Raw genomic sequence first — 22,919 nt, 5'->3', positions numbered from 1 at the left:
TGCAGAAGGGACGTAGTCAGGCTGACAGATTTTGTCTCTTGGGATGAGCTTGCAGTAGGGGCTATTGAGCCGGTTCATCACGCTGCGCTTGGGAGTCACAGCATCTGGTTTGCACGCAGGTAGGTCTTTCCAGCGTTTGCAGGTTTCTTTGTCCCCACTGTAAGAAAAACCTGCATTTTGCATACATTTTTCTATCAGAATGATTTCGTTTAGCCTCTGTTGTGGCATGAGAAATCCTTTCCCGTCAGGTCTGTAGAACTCACGTGAGTCACCCGGAACATTGGAGCCGCATTCCAGTAGGGCCATCCTGATTTCAGCTTCACTTGCGTTATCGCCTGAGTAGTATGTCCACTCCATTGGGGCTACCCTGTCAATGTTCGAAATACAACCACTCAAGCCCAGCAGCGTAAAAAAAGTAAAAAAGCGATTCATGGTGTTTTACCTCCGATGTTAGAGGGCAAAACGGGTAGCAAGGGCGGTGCAACATAGTCATCACCAAAGCGTTTATTGCAGCTTGGATTCCCCTGTCCATAGCAGTTATGCACTGTTGCTTTGCCCCCCATCGTTCTAAGTCCCTCCTCAAGAACGCTGCTGCCCGGTGGAATCACACCTCCCGTACCCTCACTGCGCCCCAAAATTCGGCCAATAAAGTCATAGTTGTTGGTCGATTGCTTGACTTGCCCGCGCCTGGGGTCAATGTGGGCATGGTGCGGACAGTCTAACGCCGGCCACCGATAATCAGGCCATGCATTTCCTCAAGCGCTGGTCCCCACGCACGGTCGGCTTGGTGGCGGCCGTGATCACTGTCACCATCTGGACCGCTTTCATCGTCATCGCCCGTGCTTCGGCCAAGGGCTCGCTCACGCCGTTTGACATCGCGCTGGCGCGCATCGTCGGTGCCAGCCTGGTGCTGGCGCCGCTGGGTGCCTGGCTGGTGCGGCGCGACCGCGCCATTCCGGGCCAGCCCGGCGGCGGGGCCGCTTCGTTCTTCGGCCTGTCGCCGCTGGCACTGCGTGTGACGGTGGCCTGTGGCCTGTTCGGCGGCCTTGGTTACGCGACGCTGGCCTACAGCGGTTTCTTTTATGCGCCGGCGGTGCATGCCTCGGTGTTGTTGCCCGGCAGCCTGCCGTTGTGGACCACCCTGCTGGCGGCACTCGTGCTGCGCGACCGCATCACGCCGGCACGCGCCATCGGGCTGACCTGCATCGTCGCCGGCGATCTGCTGGTGGGCGGTGCCAGCCTGCTCAAGGCCTTTGAGGGCGGCGAGGTCTGGAAGGGCGACCTGCTGTTCATGGCCGCGGCCATGTGTTGGGCGGCCTACAGCGTGCTGGCACGCCGCCATGCGCTGGACGCGGTGCGCGCCACCGCCGCCATCACCGTGTTCGCGTTGTTCAGCTACGTGCCGTCTTATGCCCTGCTGCTGGCGCTGGGCGTGCTCCAGAGCCATCTGCTGACGGCGCCACTGGGCGAGGTGCTGTTCCAGGTGCTGTTCCAGGGCGTCGGCTCCGTGGTGATCTCGGGTGTGACCTTCACCAAGATGATCCAGCACTTCGGCCCGGTGCGCTCGACCATGATCACGGCGCTGGTGCCGGGCCTGTCGGCGCTGGGCGCGGTGATCTTCCTGGGCGAACCGCTGTACTGGAACCTGATGGCCGGCCTGGTGCTGGTGACGGTGGGCATCCTGTTCGGCGTGCGCAAGACGGTTGCTATCAAAACAGAAGCGCCTGGCGCAAATTCCACGGGCGCCAAGGCCTGATTTTTTATGAAACTGCTTGCCTTCGATACCAGCACCGAACTGATCTCCATCGCGGTCACGCGCACCGTGGACGGCGTGGCACGTACCTGGCAGCACACCGGCGCGGGCGGGGCACAAGCCTCCAGCGCCTTGATTCCGACCATCGAAGGGCTGATGGCCGACGCCGAGCTGCACTATGAGGAACTCGACGCCATCGCCTTCGGCCAGGGGCCGGGCTCCTTCACCGGCCTGCGAACCGCTTGCGCGGTGGCGCAGGGGCTGGGCTTCGGTGCCGGCGTGCCGCTGCTGCCGGTAGACACGCTGCTGGCCGTGGCCGAAGAGGCGCGCCAGCAGTACGCACCGCAGCAAACCGCCTTGCGCGTGCTGGCCCTGCTTGACGCGCGCATGGACGAACTGTACGCAGCGCACTACGCCTACGCGGGCGGCGTGTGGCAGCAGCGTGAGGACTACGCGCTGTTCAAGCCGGAACAGCTGATGCTGCAGGACAGCACGGCGCTGGCCGGCAATGTGTTTGCCGAATACGGCGAACGCCTGCCGGTGTCCCTTGATCTGCCGCGCTGGCAGGCCCTGCCCACGGCAGCGGCCATGCTGCGCCTGGCCCCGGCCTTGTTGGCGGCCGGCCACGCCGTGCCGGCCGAACAGGCCCTGCCGCGCTACATCCGCGATAAAGTGGCGAAAACCACCGAGGAGCGTGCGGCAGAAAAGGCGGCCGCCCACTGAACTTCGCCATGAGTGCCGTCCTCCAGCCTGCTGAAGCCCGCTTCGAGCCGCTCACCGCCGAGCGGCTGGACGCGGTGCTGCACATCGAGCAGCAGGCCTACCCGCACCCGTGGACGCGCGGCAACTTCAGCGATGCCATCGCGTCGGGCTACCAAGGCCAGCTGCTCATGGCCGGCGACGCGCTGCTGGGTTACTTCGTGGCCATGAAGGGCGTGGACGAGGTGCACCTGCTCAACATCACGGTGGCGCCGGCGTACCAGCGCCAGGGCTGGGCGCGTGTCATGCTTGATGCGCTGGCGATCTGGGCACGCGGCCAGGGCGCCGACTGGCTGTGGCTGGAAGTGCGTGTCAGCAACGCCCGTGCGATTGGTGTCTACGAAAACCATGGTTACCGCCGCGTCGGCCTGCGCAAACGTTATTACCCTGCCGAGCACGGCCAGCGCGAAGACGCGGTGGTCATGAGCCTGCACCTGTGAACGATCAGGGACAATGGCGCCATGAGCTTGGAATTGGATGCGCGGCAGCGCGCGATGCTGGAAGAAATGGGTGTGCGGGTCTGGAGCCCGCTGCACCCGTCCAGCATGGACGATGCCCCTGCCGGTCCAACGCATGAGGCCGCCGCGCCAACGCGCCAACATGCTCCTGAAACTGTAGCGCCTCGCGCAACAACGACGAGGCCAGAGACTCGATTCGATTCACAAACTGCAGCGCCCGTGCCGACTGTCGCCTCGGCCCTGCCGGCCGACATCGCCGCCATGGACTGGCCGGCGCTGCAGCAGGCGGTGGCCGGCTGCCAGGCCTGTGGCTTGTGCAAGAGCCGCAAGAACACCGTGTTCGGCGTCGGCGACACCCAGGCGCGCTGGCTGGTGGTGGGCGAGGCGCCGGGCGAGAACGAAGACCTGCAGGGCGAGCCTTTTGTCGGCCAGGCCGGCCAGCTGCTCGACAACATGCTCAAGGCCGTCGGCCTGAACCGCGGCGCCAGCGGCGCGCAGGGTGTCTACATTGCCAATGTGCTCAAGTGCCGCCCGCCGGCCAACCGCAACCCGCAACCGGAGGAAGTGGCGAAGTGCGAGCCCTACCTGCGCCGCCAGGTCGAACTGCTGCAGCCGCAGATCATCCTGGCGCTGGGCCGCTTTGCCGCGCAGTCGCTGCTGCAGGCCACGGTGCCGGACATCGCCACCATCCCGTTGGGCAAGCTGCGCGGCCAGGTGCACCAGTACAACGGCGTGCCGGTGATCGTGAGCTACCACCCGGCCTACCTGCTGCGCACGCCGCAGGACAAGGCCCGTGCCTGGGCCGACCTGTGCCTGGCACTTGATGTCGCGAAACGTGTGCCAGCGCCGTAAATACCGTTGCGTGAGAAGATGACCGCCATGCCCCAATTCCTGCGTTCCCTTGTCATCGGTCTGATCATCCTGCTTGGCCTGGCCGCTGCCTGGACCTGGCTGACGCTGAACTGGAGCTATGCCGAGGGCGAGCGCGCCGGCTACGTGCAGAAGCTGTCCCGCAAGGGCTGGCTGTGCAAGACCTGGGAGGGTGAGATTGCCATGGTGACGATGCCGGGCGCCATTCCCGAGAAGTTCGAGTTCAGTGTGCGCGAGGAGAGCGTGGCGCAGAAGATCAACGCACTGGCCGGCAAGCGTGTGGTGCTGCATTACGACCAGCACAAGTTCGTGCCGACCTCGTGTTTTGCGGAAACCGAGTATTTCATCGGTGACGTGCGTGAGGTGCTGGAGACGCCGGCGCCTCTGGCGCCCTTGGCACCCAACACGTCGCAAGGCGAGTTGCAGACGCCGCGCTGAGCCGGTGTGCAGGAGAAGACCTGCACGGTTCGACGCATGCCATTCAAAGGAGAGACTGTGAAAGCAGCGCGTTTTTTCCTGGTTGCGTTCTGGCTGCTGGCGGCACTGGCAGGCTTGCCGGCCCGGGCGGCCGATGATGTAAGCGAATCCGTCATCACTGCCAGCCTGCCGGGACGCAGCATCTCGGCCCTGGTGACGCACTGGCGCGAACACGATGCCTTTCGGCGCGCCATTCTGTTGATGCCGGGTTACCCCGGCATCATGAAGCTGCGTTCGGTGGATGACTATGGACTCAAGGGCAACTTCCTGCTGCGCAGCCGCCAGTACTGGCTGGACCGCGAGACGGTGGTGTTCTCGGTCGATGCGCCGTCCGATGAGTGGAATGGTTTTTCCGGGGTATTCCGCGCCAGCGAACGTTATGCCGAGGACATCCGCGAGCTGGTCGGTGTCATCCGGCAGCAGTATGGGCTCATGCCGCTGGCGGTGGTGGGCACCAGCGAAGGCAGCGTGTCGGCCTATTACGCGGCGCGTGCCGTGCCGCGCCCGGACACCAAGGTCATCTTCACCAATTCGGTGTTCCTCTCCAGTTCAAATGTCCAGGGTCTGAGCGAGCTGGACTTCGATCGTTACGGCCTCCCCATGCTGTGGGTCCACCACGTCGACGACCCCTGCCGCCTGACGCCCTATGCCGAGGCGCAGCGGCTGGCGCAGAAGACCGGTGCGCCACTGATCACGGTGAAATCCGGCAACGCCGGCCGCGGTCCGGCCTGCCAGCCGTACACCCAGCATGGTTTCATCGGTGTTGAGGAAGCCACCGTGCGTGCGATGAAAGCCTGGATCGAACACGGTGTGGCGAACGATGTCGTCCAGCCCTGACGCGCCACGTGATTCCGCCCGCCTGTTCCTGGCCCTCTGCCCGGGCCGGGCCGTGCAGGCCGCGCTGGCTGAACACGCCAAGGCCTGGCATTGGAACGAGGATGCCGCCCGCTATGCCCCCGCCGACTGGCACGTGACGCTGCACTTCATTGGCGCCGTGCCGCATGCGCGCCTCGATGAACTGCGCGCCGGGCTGGCGGTGCCCTTGACGCCGTTTGAGCTGCGCTTCGGCCAGCCGGCGCTGTGGCCGCACGGCCTGGCGGTGTTGTTGCCGATGGCCGTGCCGGCGGCATTGCAACAACTGCACGACCAGCTGGCGCGTCGTCTGCATCAACTGGATCTGCGCACCGACGAGCGGCCCTACCGGCCCCACCTGACGCTGGCGCGGCGGGCGCAAACGGCGCGGCCACCAGCGCTGTGGCCGGCCTGGGGTTGGTGGGTGCAGGGTTATGCGCTGATGGCGTCGACCGGTGGCACGGAGCCGGACGGCCAGCGTTACCGCATGCTGCAGCAGTACGGGGCGCCGGATACGGCCGATGCGCTGCGGCCTTGAAGCACAATGTGCGTCTCTGCCCCTTATTTCCGACCATGAGCACGACTGCCGACAACCCGCTTTCCATCGAGCTGTATGACGAGCCAGGACACCTGATCCGCCGTGCGCAGCAGATCGCGGTGTCCAAGTTCCATGAGGTGCATGGCCGGCATGTGACGCCGATCCAGTACGCCATCCTGCGCACGCTGCACGAGACACCCGGCATCGACCAGGTGACGCTGGCGCAACTGATTGCGCTCGACACTTCAACCACCGCCGACATTGCGGCCCGGCTGGAGAGCAAGGGCTGGATCCTGCGCGAGGTGCTGCCGCGCCGTCAGCGCCGGCTGTCGCTCACCCCGGCGGGCGAGGAAGTGCTGCTGGAGTTGCGCCCGGGCGTGGACGTCATGTACCGCGGCATGATGAGCAGCCTGGAGCCGGTCGAGCAGAAGGAATTCATGCGACTGCTGCGCAAGTTTGTGCACCTGCACGACAGCCAGAACCGGCCGGAAGACCACGAGGCCCGCACCGCCCGGGTCCGGGGCAAGACCCGGGCCTGACGCACACCCCATCCGCCGCCGGTCGGAAAGCCAAGGATTTAAGGGTTTTCACCTAGTTTCAGGGCTGTTGCTGCAAATCTTCATTCAGTACAATGAATCACATTCAGTATACGGAATCAATGGTTTCCGCCCTGGATTGAGTTTCCAGACTGGTATCCCGATTCCATCCGACTATCTTTAACCCAACGAGGCCGTCTTATGTTCCCGAAAAATACCTGGTACGTTGCCGCCACCCCCAGCGAGATCGACGAGAAGCCGCTGGGCCGCACCATCTGCAATGAGCGCATCGTGTTCTACCGCGGCGAGGAGAACAAGGTGGCTGCCGTGGAAGACTTCTGCCCGCATCGCGGTGCACCGCTGTCGCTCGGCTACGTCTGCGAAGGCAAGCTGGTCTGCGGCTACCATGGCCTGGAGATGGGCTGCGACGGCAAGACCGTGGCCATGCCGGGCCAGCGCGTGCGCGGTTTCCCGGCCATCAAGAGCTACCCGGTGGTCGAGCGCTACGGCTTCATCTGGGTCTGGCCGGGCGATGCCGCCCAGGCCGACGACAGCAAGATCCCGCACATGGAGTGGTACGACAACCCCGAGTGGGCGTATGGCGGCGGCCTGTACCACATCAACTGCGATTACCGCCTGATGATCGACAACCTGATGGACCTGACGCACGAGACCTATGTGCACAGCACGTCCATCGGCCAGAAGGAGATCGACGAAACGCCGTGCAAGACCACGGTGAATGGCGACGAGGTGGTTACGGCACGCTACATGACTGGCATCACGCCGCCGCCCTTCTGGAAGGCCGCCCTGCGCAGCAACAACCTGCCGGACGATGTCACCGTGGACCGCTGGCAGATCTGCCGCTTCACGCCGCCGAGCCACGTCATTATCGAGGTCGGTGTCGCACTGGAAGGCCATGGTGGCTACGATGCGCCGAACGACAAGAAGGTCTACAGCAGGGTGATCGACTTCATCACGCCCGAGACCGAGACCTCGATCCACTACTTCTGGGGCATGGCGCGCAAGTTCAACCCGAAGGACAAGGCGCTCACCGCCACCATCCGTGAAGGCCAGGGCAAGATCTTCGGTGAAGACCTGGAGATGCTGGAGAAACAGCAGCGCAACCTGCTCGACTACCCGGACCGCGCCCTGCTGATGCTCAACATCGACGCCGGTGGCGTGCAGTCGCGCAAGATCATCGACCGCCTGGTGGCCGAGGAACAAGCCCAGGCCAAGGCCTAAGGAATCAACATGAGCAGTGCCTCAACACTCTCGGTGCGTGTCGCCCGCAAGGCGGTGGAAGCGCAGGACATTGTGACGCTGGAGCTGGTGGCGACCGACGGCAGCGCGCTGCCGGCGTTCGGCGCCGGCGCGCACGTCGATGTGCAGCTGCCCGGCGGGATCACACGCCAGTACTCGCTGTGCAACGACCCGCAGGAAACCCACCGCTACCTGATCGGCGTGCTGCGCGACCCGGCTTCGCGCGGCGGTTCAAAAGCGGTGCACGACCTGGTGAAGGAGGGCGACGTGCTGCAGATCAGCACGCCGAAGAACCACTTCCCGCTGGCGCACGACGCGAAGAAGAGCCTGTTGCTGGGCGGCGGCATCGGCATCACGCCCATCCTGTGCATGGCCGAGCGCCTGGCCAACACCGGCGCCGATTTCGAGTTGCATTACGCGACGCGTTCACCGGAGCGCACCGCGTTCCGCGAGCGCATTGCCAAGTCGGGTTTCGCCGACAAGGTGGCGTTCCATTTCGACGACGGCGCCGCCGCGCAGAAGCTTGATCTGGCCCAGTTGCTGGTCAAGCCCGAAGCGGGCACCCATCTCTATGTCTGCGGCCCCAAGGGCTTCATGGACGCGGTGCTGAACACGGCGCGCGAGAAAGGCTGGCCGGAAGAGCAGCTCCACTATGAGTTCTTCGGCGCGACGGTGGAAAAGTCCGACAGCGATGCCAGCTTCGAGATCAAGTTGGCCAGCTCCGGCCGCATCGTCATGGTGCCGAAGGACAAGACCGTGACGCAGGCGCTGGCGGAAGCCGGTGTCGAGATCATGATGTCCTGCGAGCAGGGTGTGTGCGGCACCTGCCTGACGCGCGTGCTCGAAGGCGTGCCCGACCACAAGGACAGCTACCTCACGCCCGAGGAGCAGGCGGCGAACGACCAGTTCCTGCCCTGCTGTTCGCGCTCGAAGACGCCGCAGCTGGTGCTGGACCTCTGAGCGTCAGGACGACCGACACAACCCGGCGAACCTTGTCATAGGGTGCCGGGTTTTTTCATTCAGCGGGCGCGAGCCGGCAGCAGTACGGAAGCAATTGCCAGCATCATCAGCCCGACAGCGGCGTAGTCCTGCCAGTGCAGCACCTCGCCCAGCCAGAGCGCGCCGCTGAAGACGCCGATCACCGGGATCAGCATCACGCTCAAGGTGGACGCCACCGGCGTCAGGTGCCGCGCCAGCGACAGCCACAGGGCCTGCACCAGGCCGAAGATCAGCACCGCGTTGTAGGCGATGGCGCCCCAGGTGGCAGCCGACGGCGTTTTCCATTGCGGTCCTTCAAACCAGAACGCCAGCACCGTCATGGCCAGCGTGGTCATCAGCGTCATCCAGAAGGTGATGGTCACGGTCGGCACCGTCAGCGTGGTGCGGCGCATCAGTTGGGTGCCCAGGGCCCAGGCCAGGGCGGAGACCAATGCAAGCAGCACACCGACCGGTTTGCCCGCGAGATTGGAGATCTCATGCCACAACAGAAGGCACACGCCCAGCGCTGCGGCCGCCACGCCACCCCAGCCGCGCAGCGTGAGGCGGTGGCCGAACAGCAGGGCGCCCAGCAGGGCTGAAAAGATCGGCATGCTGTAGCCGAGGATGGCGGCCCGCCCACTGGTCAGGGACTTGACGGCGATGATCATGAGCGTATGCCAGATGAGCATGTTGAACAGGGTCAGCCAGGCCAGCTCGCGCCAATGCGCCCGCGCAATGCGAAACGGTGCCTTCATGGCCATGAGCCCGAGCGCCAGCACCGGCAGACCGAGCCACATGGAGATGACACGAAAGGTCAGTGGCGGGTGGTCGGTGACGCCGATTTTCATGATGGGCCAGTTCAGGCCCCAGACACAGGTGATGCAGACGAGGGCAAGAAGTTGCTGGCGTGAAAGAGAGTGCATGGCTGGATTGTGCGGGTTTCTTACAATCAGGGCATGACCTTCCTCGACATGCTGCGCGCCGCCGAGCGCCAAAACGGCTCCCTGCTGTGCGTGGGGCTGGACCCCGAGCCGGCCAAGTTCCCCGCCGGCCTCAAGGGCGACAGCCGCAAGATCTACGACTTCTGCGCTGCCATTGTCGACGCCACGGCCGACCTGGTGATCGCCTTCAAGCCGCAGATCGCCTACTTCGCCGCGCACCGCGCCGAAGACCAGCTGGAAAAGCTGATCGCCCACATGCGCCGCGCCGCGCCGCAGGTGCCCATCATCCTGGACGCCAAGCGCGGCGACATCGGCAGCACGGCCGAGCAGTATGCGCGCGAGGCCTTCGAGCGCTATGGCGCCGATGCGGTGACGCTCTCGCCCTTCATGGGCTTCGACTCGGTGATGCCTTACCTGAAATACGAAGGCAAGGGCGCTTTCCTGCTGTGCCGCACCTCCAACCCGGGCGGTGACGATTTCCAGAACCAGCACCTGGCGGACCTGCCGGGCCAGCCGCGCCTGTACGAACACATTGCCGCGCTGGCGCAGGGGCCGTGGAACCTCAACGGCCAGCTCGGTCTGGTGGTCGGCGCCACCTACCCGGCCGAGATCGAGCGCGTGCGTGCCGTGGCACCCGCGGTGCCGCTGCTGATCCCCGGCGTTGGTGCGCAGGGCGGCGATGCCGTGGCCACGGTGAAGGCCGGCTGGCGCGCCGCAGCAGGTGAGACGACGGCCCCGATCGTTGTGAACTCGTCGCGTGCCGTGCTCTACGCATCGGCCGGCGAGGACTTCGCCGCGGCGGCGCGGCGTGAAGCGCTCAAGACGCGCGATCTGCTGGAAGCCGCCAAAGCCTGAGGGCGCCCCGGCTGATGTAACAGCTTGCAAAGGGGCCATGCAAACGGCGCTCCGGTGGCTACAGTTGCTCCCTGGACCAGCAAGTGGATGCTGGCAGGAGCGATACATGCAAAAGCAAAAACAGCGTTGGGTGCATTTGGGCGTGGTGGCTGCCACGCTGATGTCTCTGGGGGGCACGGTGCTGGCCGAGAAGCCGGACTGGGCCGGCCCGCCGGGCAAGAACAAACACCGGGACGAGCCGCGCGAAGAACGCCGCGACGGCTACCCGGTCCGCCAGGGTGGTTCGGTGGAGATCCGCATCGGCGGCTACTTCGGTGATGCCCAGCGCACAGCGGCGCACGACTACTACCGCCAGCAATACCGCACTGGCAACTGCCCGCCCGGCCTGGCGAAAAAGAACAACGGCTGCCTGCCGCCGGGGCAGGCTAGGCAATGGGCCTTCGGCCGCCCCTTGCCGGGTGACGTGGTCTATTACCCGATCGAGCCCGGCATCCAGATCCGCCTGGGCATGCCTCCGGCTGGCTACAAGTACGTGCGCGTGGCGTCCGACATCCTGCTGATCGCGGTGGGCACCAGCATGGTGGTCGATGCCATCCAGGATCTGGGGCGCTGAATCAGATTTGCTATCAATTAAATAGCTGTTGGCGCAATATCAATAAGGCCTAGCGTCCGATTTTTGCCAGAATCCGGTCGCCAAACATGACGCAGGCCAGTGCCAACGCCACCAGCGCGATGCCGGCCCACTGCCAGGGGGCGATGGTTTCGCCCAGTGCCAGCATGCCGGCGCTCAGGCCCACCACCGGCACTCCCAGGCTGAACGGCGCCACGCGGTTGGCCGGGTGGCGCTTGAGCAGGCCGGTCCACATCGCATAGGCCCAGATGGTGGCGATCCAGCCCAGGTAAGCCACCGCCAGCCAGGAGGTCCAGGGCACGCTGAGCCATTTGGCGCTGCTGGTCCAGCGCAGCGCGGGCTCGGCAGCGCTGGGGTCGAACAGGACGCTCAGCAGCAGGAAGGGCAGCACCGGCACCAGGCTGCTCCACACCAGGAACTGCAGCGGCTCATAGTGCGGGCTGGCCTGCTGCGCCTTGCGCGCCACGATGTTGGAGGCGGCCCACATGGCGGCGGCGCACAGGTTGAGCAGCAGACCGCTCACCGTGGTGAGGCCGGCGGTGCCAACGACAAAATTCATGCCGAAGCAGGCCAGGCCCAGGGCGGCAAACGTCAGGCCCCCCACCAGCGGGCGGCTCAGGCGCTCGTGCAACAGGAAAAAGCTGAACAGCGCGGTGAAGAACACATGCGTCTGCATCAGCACCGAGGCCAGTGCGGCCGTCATGCCGACCTGCAGCGCCAGGAACAGAAAACCGAACTGGCCGACACCCTGGCACAGGCCGTACAGCAGCACCCACTTCCAGTGCAGCTGCGGCGCCCGGATGAAAAACACCAGCGGCAGCACGGCCACCACGTAACGTGCGGCGCCGAGCTGGAACGGGGTGAAGTCGTGCAGCGCGAACTTCATGGCGACGAAGTTCAGGCCCCAGATGACGATCACGCCCAGCGCCGCCGCGTAGTCGCGCGCCAAGAAGTGCCGGGCCGTCATGCGGCGAGCAGGGGTTTGAGGTAGCGCCCGGTGTGGCTGGCCGGGTTGGCCGCGATGGCCTCCGGCGTGCCGGTGCCCACCACGGTGCCGCCGCCGGCGCCGCCTTCCGGACCCATGTCGATCAGCCAGTCGGCGGTCTTGATCACGTCCAGGTTGTGCTCGATCACCACGATGGTGTTGCCGGCGTCACGCAGCTGGTGCAGTACCTTGAGCAGCAGGTCGATGTCGGCGAAGTGCAGGCCGGTGGTCGGTTCGTCCAGGATGTAGAGCGTGCGCCCCGTGTCGCGCTTGGACAGTTCCAGCGCCAGCTTGACACGCTGCGCCTCGCCACCGGAGAGCGTGGTGGCCGACTGGCCCAGCTTGACGTAGGAGAGGCCGACGTCCAGCAGCGTCTGCAGCTTGCGTGCAATCGTCGGCACGGCGTTGAAGAAGGCGTAGGCGGCTTCCACCGTGAGGTCCAGCACCTGGGCGATGTTCTTGCCCTTGTAGAGCACCTCCAGCGTCTCGCGGTTGTAACGCGCGCCGTGGCAGACGTCACACGGCACATAAACGTCGGGCAGGAAGTGCATCTCCACCTTCACCATGCCATCGCCCTGGCAGGCTTCGCAGCGGCCGCCAGCGACGTTGAAGGAAAAGCGCCCCGGGCCGTAGCCGCGTTCGCGTGCCATCGGTACCTCGGCCATCAGCTCGCGGATGGCGGTGAACAGGCCGGTGTAGGTCGCCGGGTTCGAGCGCGGCGTGCGGCCGATCGGCGACTGGTCGACGTTGATGACCTTGTCGAAATGCTCGATGCCTTCGATCTCCTGCACCGGTGCCGGCTCGTCGTGCGCGCGGTAGAGCTGGCGCGCCACCGCGGCGTACAGCGTGTCGTTCACCAGCGTCGACTTGCCGGAACCGGAGACGCCGGTGACGCAGGTGAACAGGCCGACCGGGATGTCGACGCTCACGTGCTTCAGGTTGTGGCCGCTGGCGCCGATGATCTGCAGCTTGTCTTCACCCGGGGCATGGCGTTCTGTCGGCACCGCGATCTTCAGGGTGTGGGCGAGATAGCGGCCGGTGAGCGAGTCCGGGTTGGCCTTGACCTCGTCGTAAGTGCCCTGCGCCACCACGCGCCCGCCATGCACGCCGGCGCCGGGGCCCATGTCGATCAGGTGGTCGGCCGCGCGCATCATGTCCTCGTCGTGCTCGACCACCAGCACGCTGTTGCCGATGTCGCGCAGGTGCTGCAGGGTGCCGATCAGGCGGTCGTTGTCGCGCTGGTGCAGGCCGATGCTGGGCTCGTCAAGCACGTACATCACGCCGGTCAGGCCCGAGCCGATCTGGCTGGCCAGCCGGATGCGTTGCGCCTCGCCGCCCGACAGCGTTTCGGCACTGCGGTCCAGGCTCAGGTAGTTCAGGCCGACGTCGTTCAGGAATTTCAGCCGCAGGCGGATCTCGCGCACCACCTTGTCGGCAATCTCGGCCTTGGCGCCTTGCAGCTGCAGCGTGTCGAAATAGGCGAAGCACTCGCGCAGCGTCAGGTGGCTCACTTCAAAAATGGCGCGCGACTGTTCGCCCTCACCCACCTTCACATGGCGCGCTTCGGTGCGCAGCCGCGTGCCGGCGCAGGCCGGGCAGGGCTGGGTGCCGCGCAGGCGTGCCAGGTCCTCGCGCACCAGGGCCGAATCGGTCTCGCGGTAGCGCCGCTGGATGTTCGGGATGATGCCCTCGAAGACATGCTTCTTGCTGACCTTCTTGCCCTGCGAGGCACCGGAGTCCATCACGTAGCTGAACTTGATCTCTTCTTCACCCGAGCCGTACAGCACTACCTGTTGCACTTGGGCCGGCAGCGACTCGAACGGGTCGTCGAGGTCGAACTTGTAGTGTTTGGCCAGGCTTTCCAGCATGGCGAAGTAATAGGCGTTGCGCCGATCCCACCCCTTGATGGCGCCGCTGGCCAGGCTCAGGGAGGGAAAGGCCACCACACGCGCCGGGTCGAACACCTCCTGCTGGCCGATGCCGTCGCAGCTTGGGCAGGCACCCTGCGGCGAGTTGAAGGAGAACAGGCGCGGCTCCAGCTCGCTGATCGAGTAGTGGCACAGCGGGCAGGCGAACTTGGCGTTGAACAGGTGTTCGGTGTTCGTGTCCATCTCCAGCGCAATGGCGCGGCCGTTGGCCAGGCGCAGTGCGGCCTCGAAGCTTTCGGCCAGCCGTTGGCGCAGTGCGGCGGCCTCTGCATCGTCGCCACCGCGCACCTTGAGGCGGTCGATCACGACGTCGATGTCGTGCTTCTCGGTCTTTTTCAGCGTCGGCAGTTCGTCGAAGTTGCAGGCCACGCCGTCGACGCGAAAGCGCACATAGCCTTGCGCCTGCATGTCCTCGAACACCTCGCTGAACTCGCCCTTTTTCTCGCGCGCCAGCGGTGCCAGGATCATGAGCCGGGTGTCGACCGGCAGGGCCAGGGTGGCGTCCACCATCTGGCTCACGGTCTGCGCCTGCAGCGGTAAGTTGTGCTCGGGGCAGTAGGGGGTGCCGGCACGGGCGAACAGCAGACGCAGGTAATCGTGGATCTCGGTCACGGTGCCGACCGTGGAGCGCGGGTTGTGGCTGGTGGCCTTCTGCTCGATGCTGATGGCCGGCGAGAGGCCCTCGATCAGGTCCACGTCCGGCTTGTCCATCAGCTGCAGGAACTGGCGCGCGTAGGTCGAGAGGCTTTCCACGTAACGGCGCTGCCCTTCGGCGTACAGGGTGTCGAAGGCCAGGCTCGACTTGCCCGAGCCCGACAGGCCGGTGATCACCACTAGGCTGTTGCGCGGGATGTCGAGGTCGATGCCCTTGAGGTTGTGCGTGCGCGCGCCGCGGATGTGGATGGCCTGCTGCTGCAGGGCATGGGCCAGATAGCGGCCCTGGCCTTCATCGACAGGTGCGGACAGGGGGCGGAGGCCGTCAGGGGTGGAGTTCAAAGCGTTGCGTCTTCAACAAAACCCTCCATGATAGAGATAGACGGGGTTTCCCGCACCTTGCCGGCTGCTTTTGTGCGGATCGGAGACAATCGACGCTTTTGTGCCCGCCGTCCGCGACGGCTGCCTGTGTGCCGAATTGCCTTCAGTGTCTTCTTCCATGTCTTCCCACCAGACTGCCCGTGAACCGGGCACCATGACCCCGTTGGAGCGGCGCGCCAGCCTGTCGCTGGCGTCCATTTTTGCCCTGCGCATGCTGGGCCTGTTCCTGGTGCTGCCGGTGTTCGCGCTGGAAGCGGCGCGTTATCCCGGCGGGGACGATCCGGCCCGGGTCGGGCTGGCCATGGGCATCTACGGCCTGACCCAGGGGATTCTGCAGCTGCCCTTCGGCATGGCGTCGGACCGGCTCGGGCGCAAGCGCGTCATCGTTGCCGGCCTGCTGCTGTTTGCCGTCGGCAGTCTGGTGGCCGCCCTGGCCGATACGCTGACCGGCCTGACCCTCGGCCGTTCGCTGCAGGGCGCCGGTGCCATCTCGGCCGCCGTGACGGCGCTGCTGGCCGACCAGACCCGTGACGAAGTACGCACCAAGGCGATGGCGTTGGTGGGCGCCAGCATCGGCCTGATGTTCGCCCTGTCACTGCTGTTGGCGCCGCTGCTGGTGAGCTGGATCGGCCTGTCTGGCCTGTTTTTCCTCACCGCCGCGCTGGCGCTCGCCGGCGCGGCGGTGGTGATCTGGCTGGTGCCGCCGGAGCCGCACCAGCACAAGGACATGCCGCGTGGCCGCCTGTCCGAGGTGTTGACGCACGCCGGCCTGCTGCGGCTGGATGTCGGTGTTTTCATCCTGCATGCGGTGCAACTGGCCATGTGGGTCGCCATTCCGGCCCTGCTGGTGCAGGCCGGCCTGCCCAAGGCCGACCACTGGGAGGTTTACCTGCCGGCGGTGCTGGCCTCTTTTGTTGTCATGGGCGCCACCCTGTTCCCGCTGGAAAAGCGTGGTTACCTGCGCGCCGTCTTCCTGGCCGCCATCGGCCTGGTCGTCCTGGTGCAGCTGGGCCTGCTGTGGAGCGCCGAAGCGCCGAGCATCAGCGTGCTGGCGGTGCTGCTGTTCATCTTCTTCTGCGGCTTCAACGTGCTGGAGGCCAGTCAGCCCAGCCTGGCCTCGCGCATTGCGCCGCCGCATGCCCGTGGCGCCGCGCTGGGGGTTTACAACACCTTGCAGTCGCTCGGCTTCTTTGCCGGTGGCGCCGTGGGCGGCTGGCTGGTCAAGGCTACCGGCGTGCACGGCCTGTTCGTCGCCTGCACCATCGGCATGGTGCTGTGGCTGCTGGTGGCCTGGCCGATGAAAGCGCCGTCCCGAACGGCTGGCTAGGCGCCATAATCTGCCCCATAGTTTGGAGAAAACCCCATGGCATCCGTCAACAAAGTCATTCTGGTCGGCAATTGCGGCCGCGACCCCGAAATCCGTTACCTGCCCTCGGGCGGCGCCGTGGCCAATGTGAGCATCGCCACCACCAGCCGTCGCAAGGACCGCAACTCCGGCGAGTTCGTCGAAGAAACGCAGTGGCACCGTGTCACCTTCTTTGAGCGCCTGGCTGAGATCGTGGGCGAGTACGTCAAGAAGGGCACCCCCATTTACATCGAAGGCCGTCTGACCTACCGCAAGTACACCGACAAGGACGGCATCGAGAAGAACGCCACCGACATCATCGCCACCGAAATGCAGTTGCTGGGCAAGCGTGAAGGCATGGGCAGCCCGTCTGACGACGAGGGCGGCGCACCGCGCCGCGCCGCGCCGGCGCCGCGCTCGGCACCCAGTGCCCCGGCACCGCGCCAGGCGCCGGCCCGTGCTTCCAGCGGCTTCGACGACATGGACGACGACATCCCGTTCTGACCGCTTCGTTGCCTGGACGTCCAAGCCCCGCAGCCGCACGGCTGATGGGGCTTTTTTGTGGCCTGCGCTTGTACTATGGGGGGTATTTATGTATACTCCGGCCAGTATATGGAGATTGCCATGGATTCATCTTGCTTTTCCGTTGGACTGACGCGCCGCCTGTTGCCGTGGCTGGCCATCTTTGCCGTGTCCGCCGCCGGGGCGCAAGGCGCGGTGCAGGTGCCCACGGTGCAGATCCAGGCGCGCGCCGTGTCGACCGGGTTCGAGATCGACGGCGTGATCCAGCCCGTCAAGCAGAGCGTGGTGTCGGCCCAGACCTCCGGCCGGCTGGTGACGCGGCTGGTGACGATGGGTGACCGCGTCAAGGCCGGCCAACTGCTGGCCACCATCGACGACCGCGAGACCGCCGTCGGTGTGCAGCGCAGCCAGGCCCAAGTGGCGCAGTCCGAAGCCGAATTGCGCAACGCCCAGGCCAACTATGAGCGCACCAAGGAGCTGCAGGCCAAGGGCTTCGTCAGCAAGGCGGCGCTCGACATGGCAGAAACCCAGTTCAAGGGCGCCCAGGCCGGGCGCGAGCAGGCCAGCGCCGGCGCGCGCCAGTCGGCGCTGTCGCAGGGTTACACCCGCGTCACCGCGCCGTACGACGGCTGGGTGCTGCAGATCCACGTCGAAGCCGGCGACCTGGCGGTGCCGGGCAAACCGATCGTCACGGTGTATGCGCCCCAGCCCTTGCGGGCCGTGGTGCAGGTGCCGGCCTCCCGCGCCGATGCCACCAGTCAGGCCAGCCAGATTGAAGTGCAGTTGGGCAGCGAGTGGGTGACCCCGGTGGCGCGCAGCGCCATGCCCTCGGCGGACCCGGTGTCGCAGACGGTGGAGTGGCGCCTGGAGCTCTCGCCCAAGGTCACGCAGAACCTGTTGCCGGGCCAGCAGGTGCGGGTGCGTTTTGTCGGCGGTCAGGCTAATCGCATGGTGGTGCCGGCGGCAGCCGTGCTGCGTCGCGGTGAACTGACCGCTGTTTATGTGGCGGCCGACAAGGGCTTCGTGTTGCGCGCCGTGCGCCTGGGGGCCGACCACGGTGCCGACGGCATCGAAATCGTGGCCGGCCTGAAAGCCGGTGACCGCGTGGCCGTTGATTCGATCAAGGCCGGTCTGGCGGGCGCGGTTGCCGCCCAACGTTGAGGTTGCGATGAAAGACACCGAACACACCACGGGGCTGGCCGAACGGCTGGGCGTTTCCGGCCGCATCGCGGCGGCCTTCCAGGCCAACGCCATCACGCCGCTGCTGGCCCTGGTCGCTTTGCTGCTGGGCCTGTTCGCCGTGCTGGTGACGCCGCGCGAGGAAGAGCCGCAGATCAATGTCACCATGGCCAATGTGCTGATCCCCTTCCCTGGGGCCAGTAGCACCGACGTGCAGAACATGGTGGCGCGCCCGGCCGAAGCGGCGCTCAGCCAGATCGCCGGCATCGAGCACACCTATTCGGTGGCCCGGCCCGGTTTGGCCGTGCTGACGGTGCAGTTCAAGGTCGGCGTGCCACGCACCGAGGCGCTGGTGCGCCTGTACGACGTGCTCAATGCCAACCAGGACTGGCTGCCGCGCGACCTCGGCACGCTGACGCCGATCGTGAAACCGAAGGGCATTGACGACGTGCCGGTGCTGGCCGTGACCTTGTGGAGCCGCGAGGCGCTGCCGGCCAACGAACTGGAACGCGTGGCACACGAGGTGGAAACCGAACTCAAGCGCGTGCCCGGCACGCGCGAGGTGCAGACCATCGGTGGCCCGGGCCAGGCGGTCCACGTCTGGCTGGACCCGACGCGCCTGCGGGAGCGAGGCATCGATGTGCTGAGCCTGAAGCAGACGCTGGCGGCGGCCAACTTCGGCATGCCCGCGGGTGGTGTGCTTGATACCCAGTCGCAGGCACCGCAGATGCTGACGGTGGAAGCGGGCGAGTTCCTGCGCTCGGCGCAGGATGTGGGCGATGTGGTGGTCGGTGTGAACCGCGGTGCGCCGGTCTACCTGCGTGAAGTGGCGCGCATCGAAGCTGGTGCGCGGCAGCCGCAGCGTTACGTCTGGTTCACGCCGGGCGCCGCCATGGCGGCGGACAAGGCGGCGCAGCAGAGCGAGGCCGCAGCCGGCCAGGTGTACCCCGCCATCACGCTGACCGTGACCAAGAAACCGGGTGAGAACGCGGTCGACGTGGCACGCGCCGCCAACGCGGCCGTGGCCGCGTTGAAGAACACGGTGATCCCGGCCAACATCGAAAGCAGCATCACGCGCAACTACGGTGAAACGGCCGCAGAAAAAGCCAACAAGCTGATCCAGAAACTGGCCTTTGCCACCGGCTCGGTGATTTTGCTGGTGGGCTTCGCGCTCGGCCGGCGCGAGGCGGTGATCGTCGGTGCCGCCGTGATCCTGACGCTGACAGCCACGCTGTTTGCTTCCTGGGCCTGGGGCTTCACGCTCAACCGCGTCTCACTGTTTGCGCTGATCTTCTCCATCGGCATCCTGGTGGACGACGCCATCGTGGTGGTGGAGAACATCCACCGCCACCAGCAGCTCACACCCGGCGATTCGCTGCGCGACATCATCCCGCGTGCGGTGGACGAGGTGGGTGGCCCCACCATCCTGGCCACGCTGACGGTGATTGCTGCGCTGCTGCCCATGGCTTTCGTGAGCGGCCTGATGGGCCCCTACATGAGCCCGATCCCGATCAACTCCAGCCTCGGCATGGCGATCTCGCTGGCGATTGCCTTCACCGTCACACCCTGGCTGGCACTGAAACTGATGAAGCCGCACGACGCATCGCACGGCCACGAAGCGGCGGCGGGTGGTCTGGGCCCCAAGCTGCAACACCTCTTCACCCGCCTGCTGACGCCGTTCCTGGCCAGCGCGCGCAAGCGCTGGCAGTTACTGGCCGGCATCATGGCGGCACTGCTGCTGTCGGTCGGCCTGACCGTGGTGCAGTGGGTGGTGCTCAAGATGCTGCCCTTTGACAACAAGAGCGAGTTCCAGGTGGTGGTGGAAATGCCGGCCGGCACGCCGCTGGAGGACACCGCCGCCACCCTGCACGAGCTGGGCGCTTTCCTGGCGCAGCAACCTGAAGTGCTGGACCTGCAGGGTTATGCCGGCACGGCCTCGCCCATCACCTTCAACGGCCTGGTGCGCCAGTACTACCTGCGCGCCGAGGCCGAGCAGGGCGACTTGCAAGTGAACCTGGTCGACAAGCACCACCGCGATGACAAGAGCCACGTGATCGCCCAGCGCCTGCGCCCGGCGCTGGAAGAGATCGGCAAACAACACGGTGCGCGCATCAAGGTGGTCGAAGTGCCGCCCGGCCCGCCGGTGATGAGCCCGCTGGTGGCCGAGGTCTACGGCCCCGATGAAGCCGGCCGCCAGCAACTGGCCCTGCGCATTGCCAAGGCCTTCGGCGAAACTGCTGACATCGTCGGCATCGACACCTCGCTGAAAATTGATGCGCCGCGGGCCTACCTGCGTGTGCGCCGCCAGCGCGCCGAGTCGCTCGGCATTCCAGTGGCTGCCGTGGCGCAGACGGTCTCGGCCGCCCTGTCGGGTGCCGACGCGGCCTACCTGCACGACGCCCAGTCCAAGTACCCGGTGCCGGTACGCCTGCAGTTGCCGCGCGAATTGCAGGTGGGGCTGGACGCCGTGCTGGCATTGCCCATGCGCGCGGCCAATGGTCAACTGGTGCCGCTGTCGGAACTGGTGCGGGTGGAGCGCGGCGTCATCGACAAGCCGCTCTTCACCAAGGACCTGGCGAACGTGAGTTATGTCTTCGGCGACATGGCCGGCAAACTCGATTCGCCGCTGTACGGCCTGTTTGCCATCCGTCCCAAGCTGGATGCCGCCGCGCTGCCGGGCACCGGTGAACTGGGCGAGTACTGGATCCGCCAGCCGGCCGACACCTTCCGCCAGTACGCCATCAAGTGGGACGGCGAATGGCAGATCACCTACGAGACCTTCCGCGACATGGGCGCCGCCTATGGCGTCGGCCTGATCCTGATTTACCTGCTGGTGGTGGCGCAGTTCCGCTCCTACACCACGCCGCTGGTCATCATGGCGCCGATTCCGCTCACCATCATCGGCGTCATGCCGGGCCATGCGCTGCTGGGCGCGCAGTTCACCGCCACCTCGATGATCGGCATGATCGCGCTGGCCGGCATCATCGTGCGCAACTCCATCCTGCTGGTGGACTTCATCGAGCTGCAGGTCAAGCAGGGCATGGCCTTCAAGGACGCCGTGATGCAGTCGGCCGCCGTGCGCGCGCAGCCGATTGCGCTGACCGGCCTGGCCGCCATGATCGGTGCCTTCTTCATCCTGGACGACCCGATCTTCAACGGCCTGGCCATCTCGCTGATCTTCGGCATCCTGGTGTCCACCATGCTGACGCTGGTGGTAATCCCGGTGCTGTATTACTCGTTCTATCGCAAGCGCTACGAGCCGCAAGACGGCTTGTCCCTGCCCTCTGTTTCCCCCACCGCAACCTAAGGAGTTTTGAAATGACTGTTGAACGCTACATCCGCATCATGGCCGGTTTTGTTGTCATGCTGACGCTGGCCCTCGGCGTCGAAGGCAGCCCGATCTTCGTTAGCAAGTGGTTCCTGGCCGTCACCGCCTTCGCCGGCTTCAACCTGTTCCAGTCCGGCTTCACCGGCTTCTGCCCGCCGGCCTTCCTGTTCAAGAAACTAGGTGTGCCGGAAGGCGGCGACGTCTGCAAGACCAAGTAAGGACGCAGCCATGAGCGAGAGCAAGCCGCGCGTGCTGCTGCGCCAGCAGCAGGACTTCCAGTTCGAGATCGACTTCGGCGCCGACGTGTCGAAGCTGCTGGGTGACGAACATCCGCCGCTGGGCCAGGGCAAGGGCCCGACCCCGGTACAACTGTTGGCCGCCGCGGTGGGCAACTGCCTGTCGGATTCGCTGCTGTTTGCGCTGCGCAAGTTCAAGCAGGCACCGGAGCCTATTCAATGCGAGGTGACGGCCGAGATCGGCCGCAATGCGCAGAACCGGCTGCGTGTGCTGGGGCTGGACGTGGTGCTGACGCTGGGGGTTTCTGCCGCCAAGCTGGAACACCTGGACCGTGTGCTGACCCAGTTCGAAGACTTCTGCACCGTCGCCAGCAGCGTCAGCCAGGGTGTGCCCGTGCGCGTCACGGTGCGCGACGCTGAAGGCCAGCAACTCAAGTGAAGGAAACGGCCATGTCTGCTGAAGCCAAAGTGAAAGCCCCCACCAAGGCCGCCGCGCCAGCCGCGGGTGACGAGGCCTGCAAGCCCACGGTGCTGACCGACAGCGATTCGCGCACTGAAATCCTCAACCGCCTGCGCCGCGCCGAAGGCCAGTTGCGCGGCATCCAGCGCATGATCGAAGATGGCGAGCCCTGCCTGAAGATCGGCCAGCAGTTCAGCGCCGTGCGCAAGGCGCTGGACAGCACCTACCTGCGCATGACGGTGTGCTTCATGGAGCAGGAACTGGAGCAGCGCCTGGCCCCGGGCGAGGAGCAAAAGGCCGACCTGTCGGCCATGATGAAGGACATGGAAACGTTGCTGGCGCGGATGGGGTGAGCAGGGTTTAGCTTTTTGCTATCCATCGCGCTGGATGCGGTCATTTGCTAAAGGTCCTAATCGGCAAGGATTGTTTCAACTCGTTTATTGATGGGGATAAACGCGGCGGTGCATTGCTGTGCGATAGCAACGGTGAACATTTGCAAGCACTGGGGCTGTTCAAGACCGAGATGCTTCGCTACCTCATGAAACTCATTATGTTTGCCGGCCTGCAATCCGTACTCAATAAACTCAGCTAGGTCATTAGGTTCTGTGCCGAGCAGATCAGCAAGCGAGTTAGTTGCTTCCGTTGCCTTCTGAAGTAGCCATGCTTCCGGCCAAGTATCGCCCGGAAGATATACGGCATGAGCTTTGAACCATTCATCAAAGTCAGGTTTGACTTTTTCAGCCATCCTTCGCGCATGGTCGAGATTGTCATTTTCTTTGACGGATTGGTCACCGTCGAACACCGCTAGTACCGGTTTCTTCTCGCCGCGGATGTACAGTGCGGCTAACTGCCTTGCCAAAGCAGTGGCAGAGCCAATAACCGTGAAAGTAGCTCGCGCGCGAACGGACGCAGGAAGTGCTGCCAAGAGGATCGCTTTTGCAACATCGTCCTCAACATAGATGTCAATTTCAAGGCCAGTAATGGCGCTTAGGG

Annotated in this window: 23 protein-coding genes and 1 pseudogene; 19 read left to right on the top strand and 5 right to left on the bottom strand. The window is 65.3% G+C overall.

The annotated features are described in order from the left end of the window. On the bottom strand, positions 1–432 hold a 432-nt coding region (locus CDE01S_RS18880), incomplete at its 3' end, for a hypothetical protein (RefSeq protein WP_157077166.1). 313 nt (positions 433–745) lie between these two features. Here CDE01S_RS18880 and CDE01S_RS16195 point away from each other — a divergent pair. The 10 genes from CDE01S_RS16195 (at position 746) to CDE01S_RS16150 (ending at position 8,463) form a co-directional block, all read left to right on the top strand. Next, positions 746–1,756 (top strand): DMT family transporter, encoded by a 1,011-nt coding sequence (locus CDE01S_RS16195; RefSeq protein WP_066709947.1) that lies wholly within the window; start codon positions 746–748, stop codon positions 1,754–1,756. Positions 1,757–1,762: 6 nt separating this feature from the next. Next, positions 1,763–2,476: a tRNA (adenosine(37)-N6)-threonylcarbamoyltransferase complex dimerization subunit type 1 TsaB gene (tsaB, locus tag CDE01S_RS16190; RefSeq protein WP_066709942.1), complete on the top strand. Its 714-nt coding sequence runs from the start codon at positions 1,763–1,765 to the stop codon at positions 2,474–2,476. 8 nt (positions 2,477–2,484) lie between these two features. After that, complete coding sequence (gene rimI, locus CDE01S_RS16185) at positions 2,485–2,952, top strand: ribosomal protein S18-alanine N-acetyltransferase (protein ID WP_066709939.1); 468 nt, start codon at positions 2,485–2,487, stop codon at positions 2,950–2,952. A gap of 237 nt (positions 2,953–3,189) precedes the next feature. Further along, a complete protein-coding gene (locus CDE01S_RS16180; protein WP_439648680.1) occupies positions 3,190–3,822 on the top strand; it encodes a uracil-DNA glycosylase in 633 nt (210 codons plus the stop codon). Between the two features lie 27 nt (positions 3,823–3,849). Continuing rightward, positions 3,850–4,278, top strand: a complete 429-nt coding sequence (locus tag CDE01S_RS16175) for a DUF8785 domain-containing protein (protein WP_066709969.1) — start codon at positions 3,850–3,852, stop codon at positions 4,276–4,278. Between the two features lie 57 nt (positions 4,279–4,335). Further along, positions 4,336–5,154: an alpha/beta fold hydrolase gene (locus CDE01S_RS16170; RefSeq protein ID WP_066709933.1), complete on the top strand. Its 819-nt coding sequence runs from the start codon at positions 4,336–4,338 to the stop codon at positions 5,152–5,154. Continuing rightward, positions 5,138–5,707, top strand: a complete 570-nt coding sequence (thpR, locus tag CDE01S_RS16165; protein WP_066709929.1) for an RNA 2',3'-cyclic phosphodiesterase — start codon at positions 5,138–5,140, stop codon at positions 5,705–5,707. The genes CDE01S_RS16170 and thpR overlap by 17 nt, the downstream gene beginning before the upstream one ends. A 35-nt stretch (positions 5,708–5,742) precedes the next feature. Then, a complete protein-coding gene (locus CDE01S_RS16160; RefSeq protein WP_066709926.1) occupies positions 5,743–6,246 on the top strand; it encodes a MarR family winged helix-turn-helix transcriptional regulator in 504 nt (167 codons plus the stop codon). 198 nt (positions 6,247–6,444) lie between these two features. Further along, a complete protein-coding gene (locus tag CDE01S_RS16155) occupies positions 6,445–7,485 on the top strand; it encodes an aromatic ring-hydroxylating dioxygenase subunit alpha (protein ID WP_066709924.1) in 1,041 nt (346 codons plus the stop codon). A 9-nt stretch (positions 7,486–7,494) separates the two neighbouring features. After that, complete coding sequence (locus CDE01S_RS16150; protein WP_066709921.1) at positions 7,495–8,463, top strand: PDR/VanB family oxidoreductase; 969 nt, start codon at positions 7,495–7,497, stop codon at positions 8,461–8,463. Positions 8,464–8,522: 59 nt separating this feature from the next. Here the strand turns inward: CDE01S_RS16150 and CDE01S_RS16145 are convergent, their stop codons facing one another. Beyond that, positions 8,523–9,404, bottom strand: coding sequence for a DMT family transporter (locus CDE01S_RS16145; protein WP_066709917.1), 882 nt, complete (start codon positions 9,402–9,404; stop codon positions 8,523–8,525). A gap of 33 nt (positions 9,405–9,437) precedes the next feature. Here CDE01S_RS16145 and pyrF point away from each other — a divergent pair, with 33 nt between their 5' ends. Next, a complete protein-coding gene (gene pyrF, locus CDE01S_RS16140; RefSeq protein WP_174525481.1) occupies positions 9,438–10,277 on the top strand; it encodes an orotidine-5'-phosphate decarboxylase in 840 nt (279 codons plus the stop codon). A 106-nt stretch (positions 10,278–10,383) separates the two neighbouring features. After that, complete coding sequence (locus tag CDE01S_RS16135) at positions 10,384–10,890, top strand: hypothetical protein (protein ID WP_066709914.1); 507 nt, start codon at positions 10,384–10,386, stop codon at positions 10,888–10,890. A gap of 49 nt (positions 10,891–10,939) precedes the next feature. Here the strand turns inward: CDE01S_RS16135 and CDE01S_RS16130 are convergent, their stop codons facing one another. Both CDE01S_RS16130 and uvrA read right to left on the bottom strand, forming a co-directional pair. Next, positions 10,940–11,875: an EamA family transporter gene (locus CDE01S_RS16130; RefSeq protein WP_066709911.1), complete on the bottom strand. Its 936-nt coding sequence runs from the start codon at positions 11,873–11,875 to the stop codon at positions 10,940–10,942. Beyond that, positions 11,872–14,817, bottom strand: coding sequence for an excinuclease ABC subunit UvrA (gene uvrA, locus CDE01S_RS16125; protein WP_084382944.1), 2,946 nt, complete (start codon positions 14,815–14,817; stop codon positions 11,872–11,874). Before uvrA ends, CDE01S_RS16130 begins: the two co-directional genes overlap by 4 nt. Positions 14,818–15,010: 193 nt before the next feature. On the opposite strand from uvrA, the gene CDE01S_RS16120 reads away from it, so the two are divergent. From CDE01S_RS16120 to CDE01S_RS16090, 7 genes are all read left to right on the top strand, one after another. After that, entirely contained in the window at positions 15,011–16,183 is a 1,173-nt protein-coding gene (locus CDE01S_RS16120; protein ID WP_066709953.1) for an MFS transporter, read from the top strand. A gap of 36 nt (positions 16,184–16,219) precedes the next feature. Further along, the gene (ssb, locus tag CDE01S_RS16115) at positions 16,220–16,705 is read left to right on the top strand and encodes a single-stranded DNA-binding protein (RefSeq protein ID WP_066709909.1); all 486 of its coding nucleotides are present in this window, start codon (positions 16,220–16,222) and stop codon (positions 16,703–16,705) included. A gap of 120 nt (positions 16,706–16,825) precedes the next feature. Continuing rightward, positions 16,826–17,884 carry an efflux RND transporter periplasmic adaptor subunit gene (locus CDE01S_RS16110; RefSeq protein ID WP_066709907.1) on the top strand — a complete coding sequence of 353 codons (1,059 nt, stop codon included), beginning with the start codon at positions 16,826–16,828 and terminating at the stop codon, positions 17,882–17,884. A 7-nt stretch (positions 17,885–17,891) separates the two neighbouring features. Further along, entirely contained in the window at positions 17,892–21,209 is a 3,318-nt protein-coding gene (locus CDE01S_RS16105; RefSeq protein ID WP_066709902.1) for an efflux RND transporter permease subunit, read from the top strand. 11 nt (positions 21,210–21,220) lie between these two features. Then, positions 21,221–21,448, top strand: a complete 228-nt coding sequence (locus tag CDE01S_RS16100) for a YgaP family membrane protein (RefSeq protein WP_066709899.1) — start codon at positions 21,221–21,223, stop codon at positions 21,446–21,448. A gap of 10 nt (positions 21,449–21,458) precedes the next feature. After that, on the top strand, positions 21,459–21,905 hold the full coding sequence (locus tag CDE01S_RS16095) for an OsmC family protein (protein WP_066709896.1): 447 nt from the start codon (positions 21,459–21,461) through the stop codon (positions 21,903–21,905). A gap of 11 nt (positions 21,906–21,916) precedes the next feature. Next, on the top strand, positions 21,917–22,279 hold the full coding sequence (locus tag CDE01S_RS16090; RefSeq protein WP_084382943.1) for a metal-sensing transcriptional repressor: 363 nt from the start codon (positions 21,917–21,919) through the stop codon (positions 22,277–22,279). Positions 22,280–22,335: 56 nt separating this feature from the next. Here the strand turns inward: CDE01S_RS16090 and CDE01S_RS18705 are convergent. Next, a pseudogene (locus tag CDE01S_RS18705) lies at positions 22,336–22,919 on the bottom strand (ATP-dependent nuclease); the annotation flags it as partial.

The sequence above is a fragment of the Curvibacter delicatus NBRC 14919 genome, from assembly GCF_001592265.1.
GTDB lineage: Bacteria > Pseudomonadota > Gammaproteobacteria > Burkholderiales > Burkholderiaceae_C > Hylemonella > Hylemonella delicata.
Note: the sequence above shows the minus strand (reverse complement) of the source record. Positions and strands in the feature narration are given on the sequence as shown.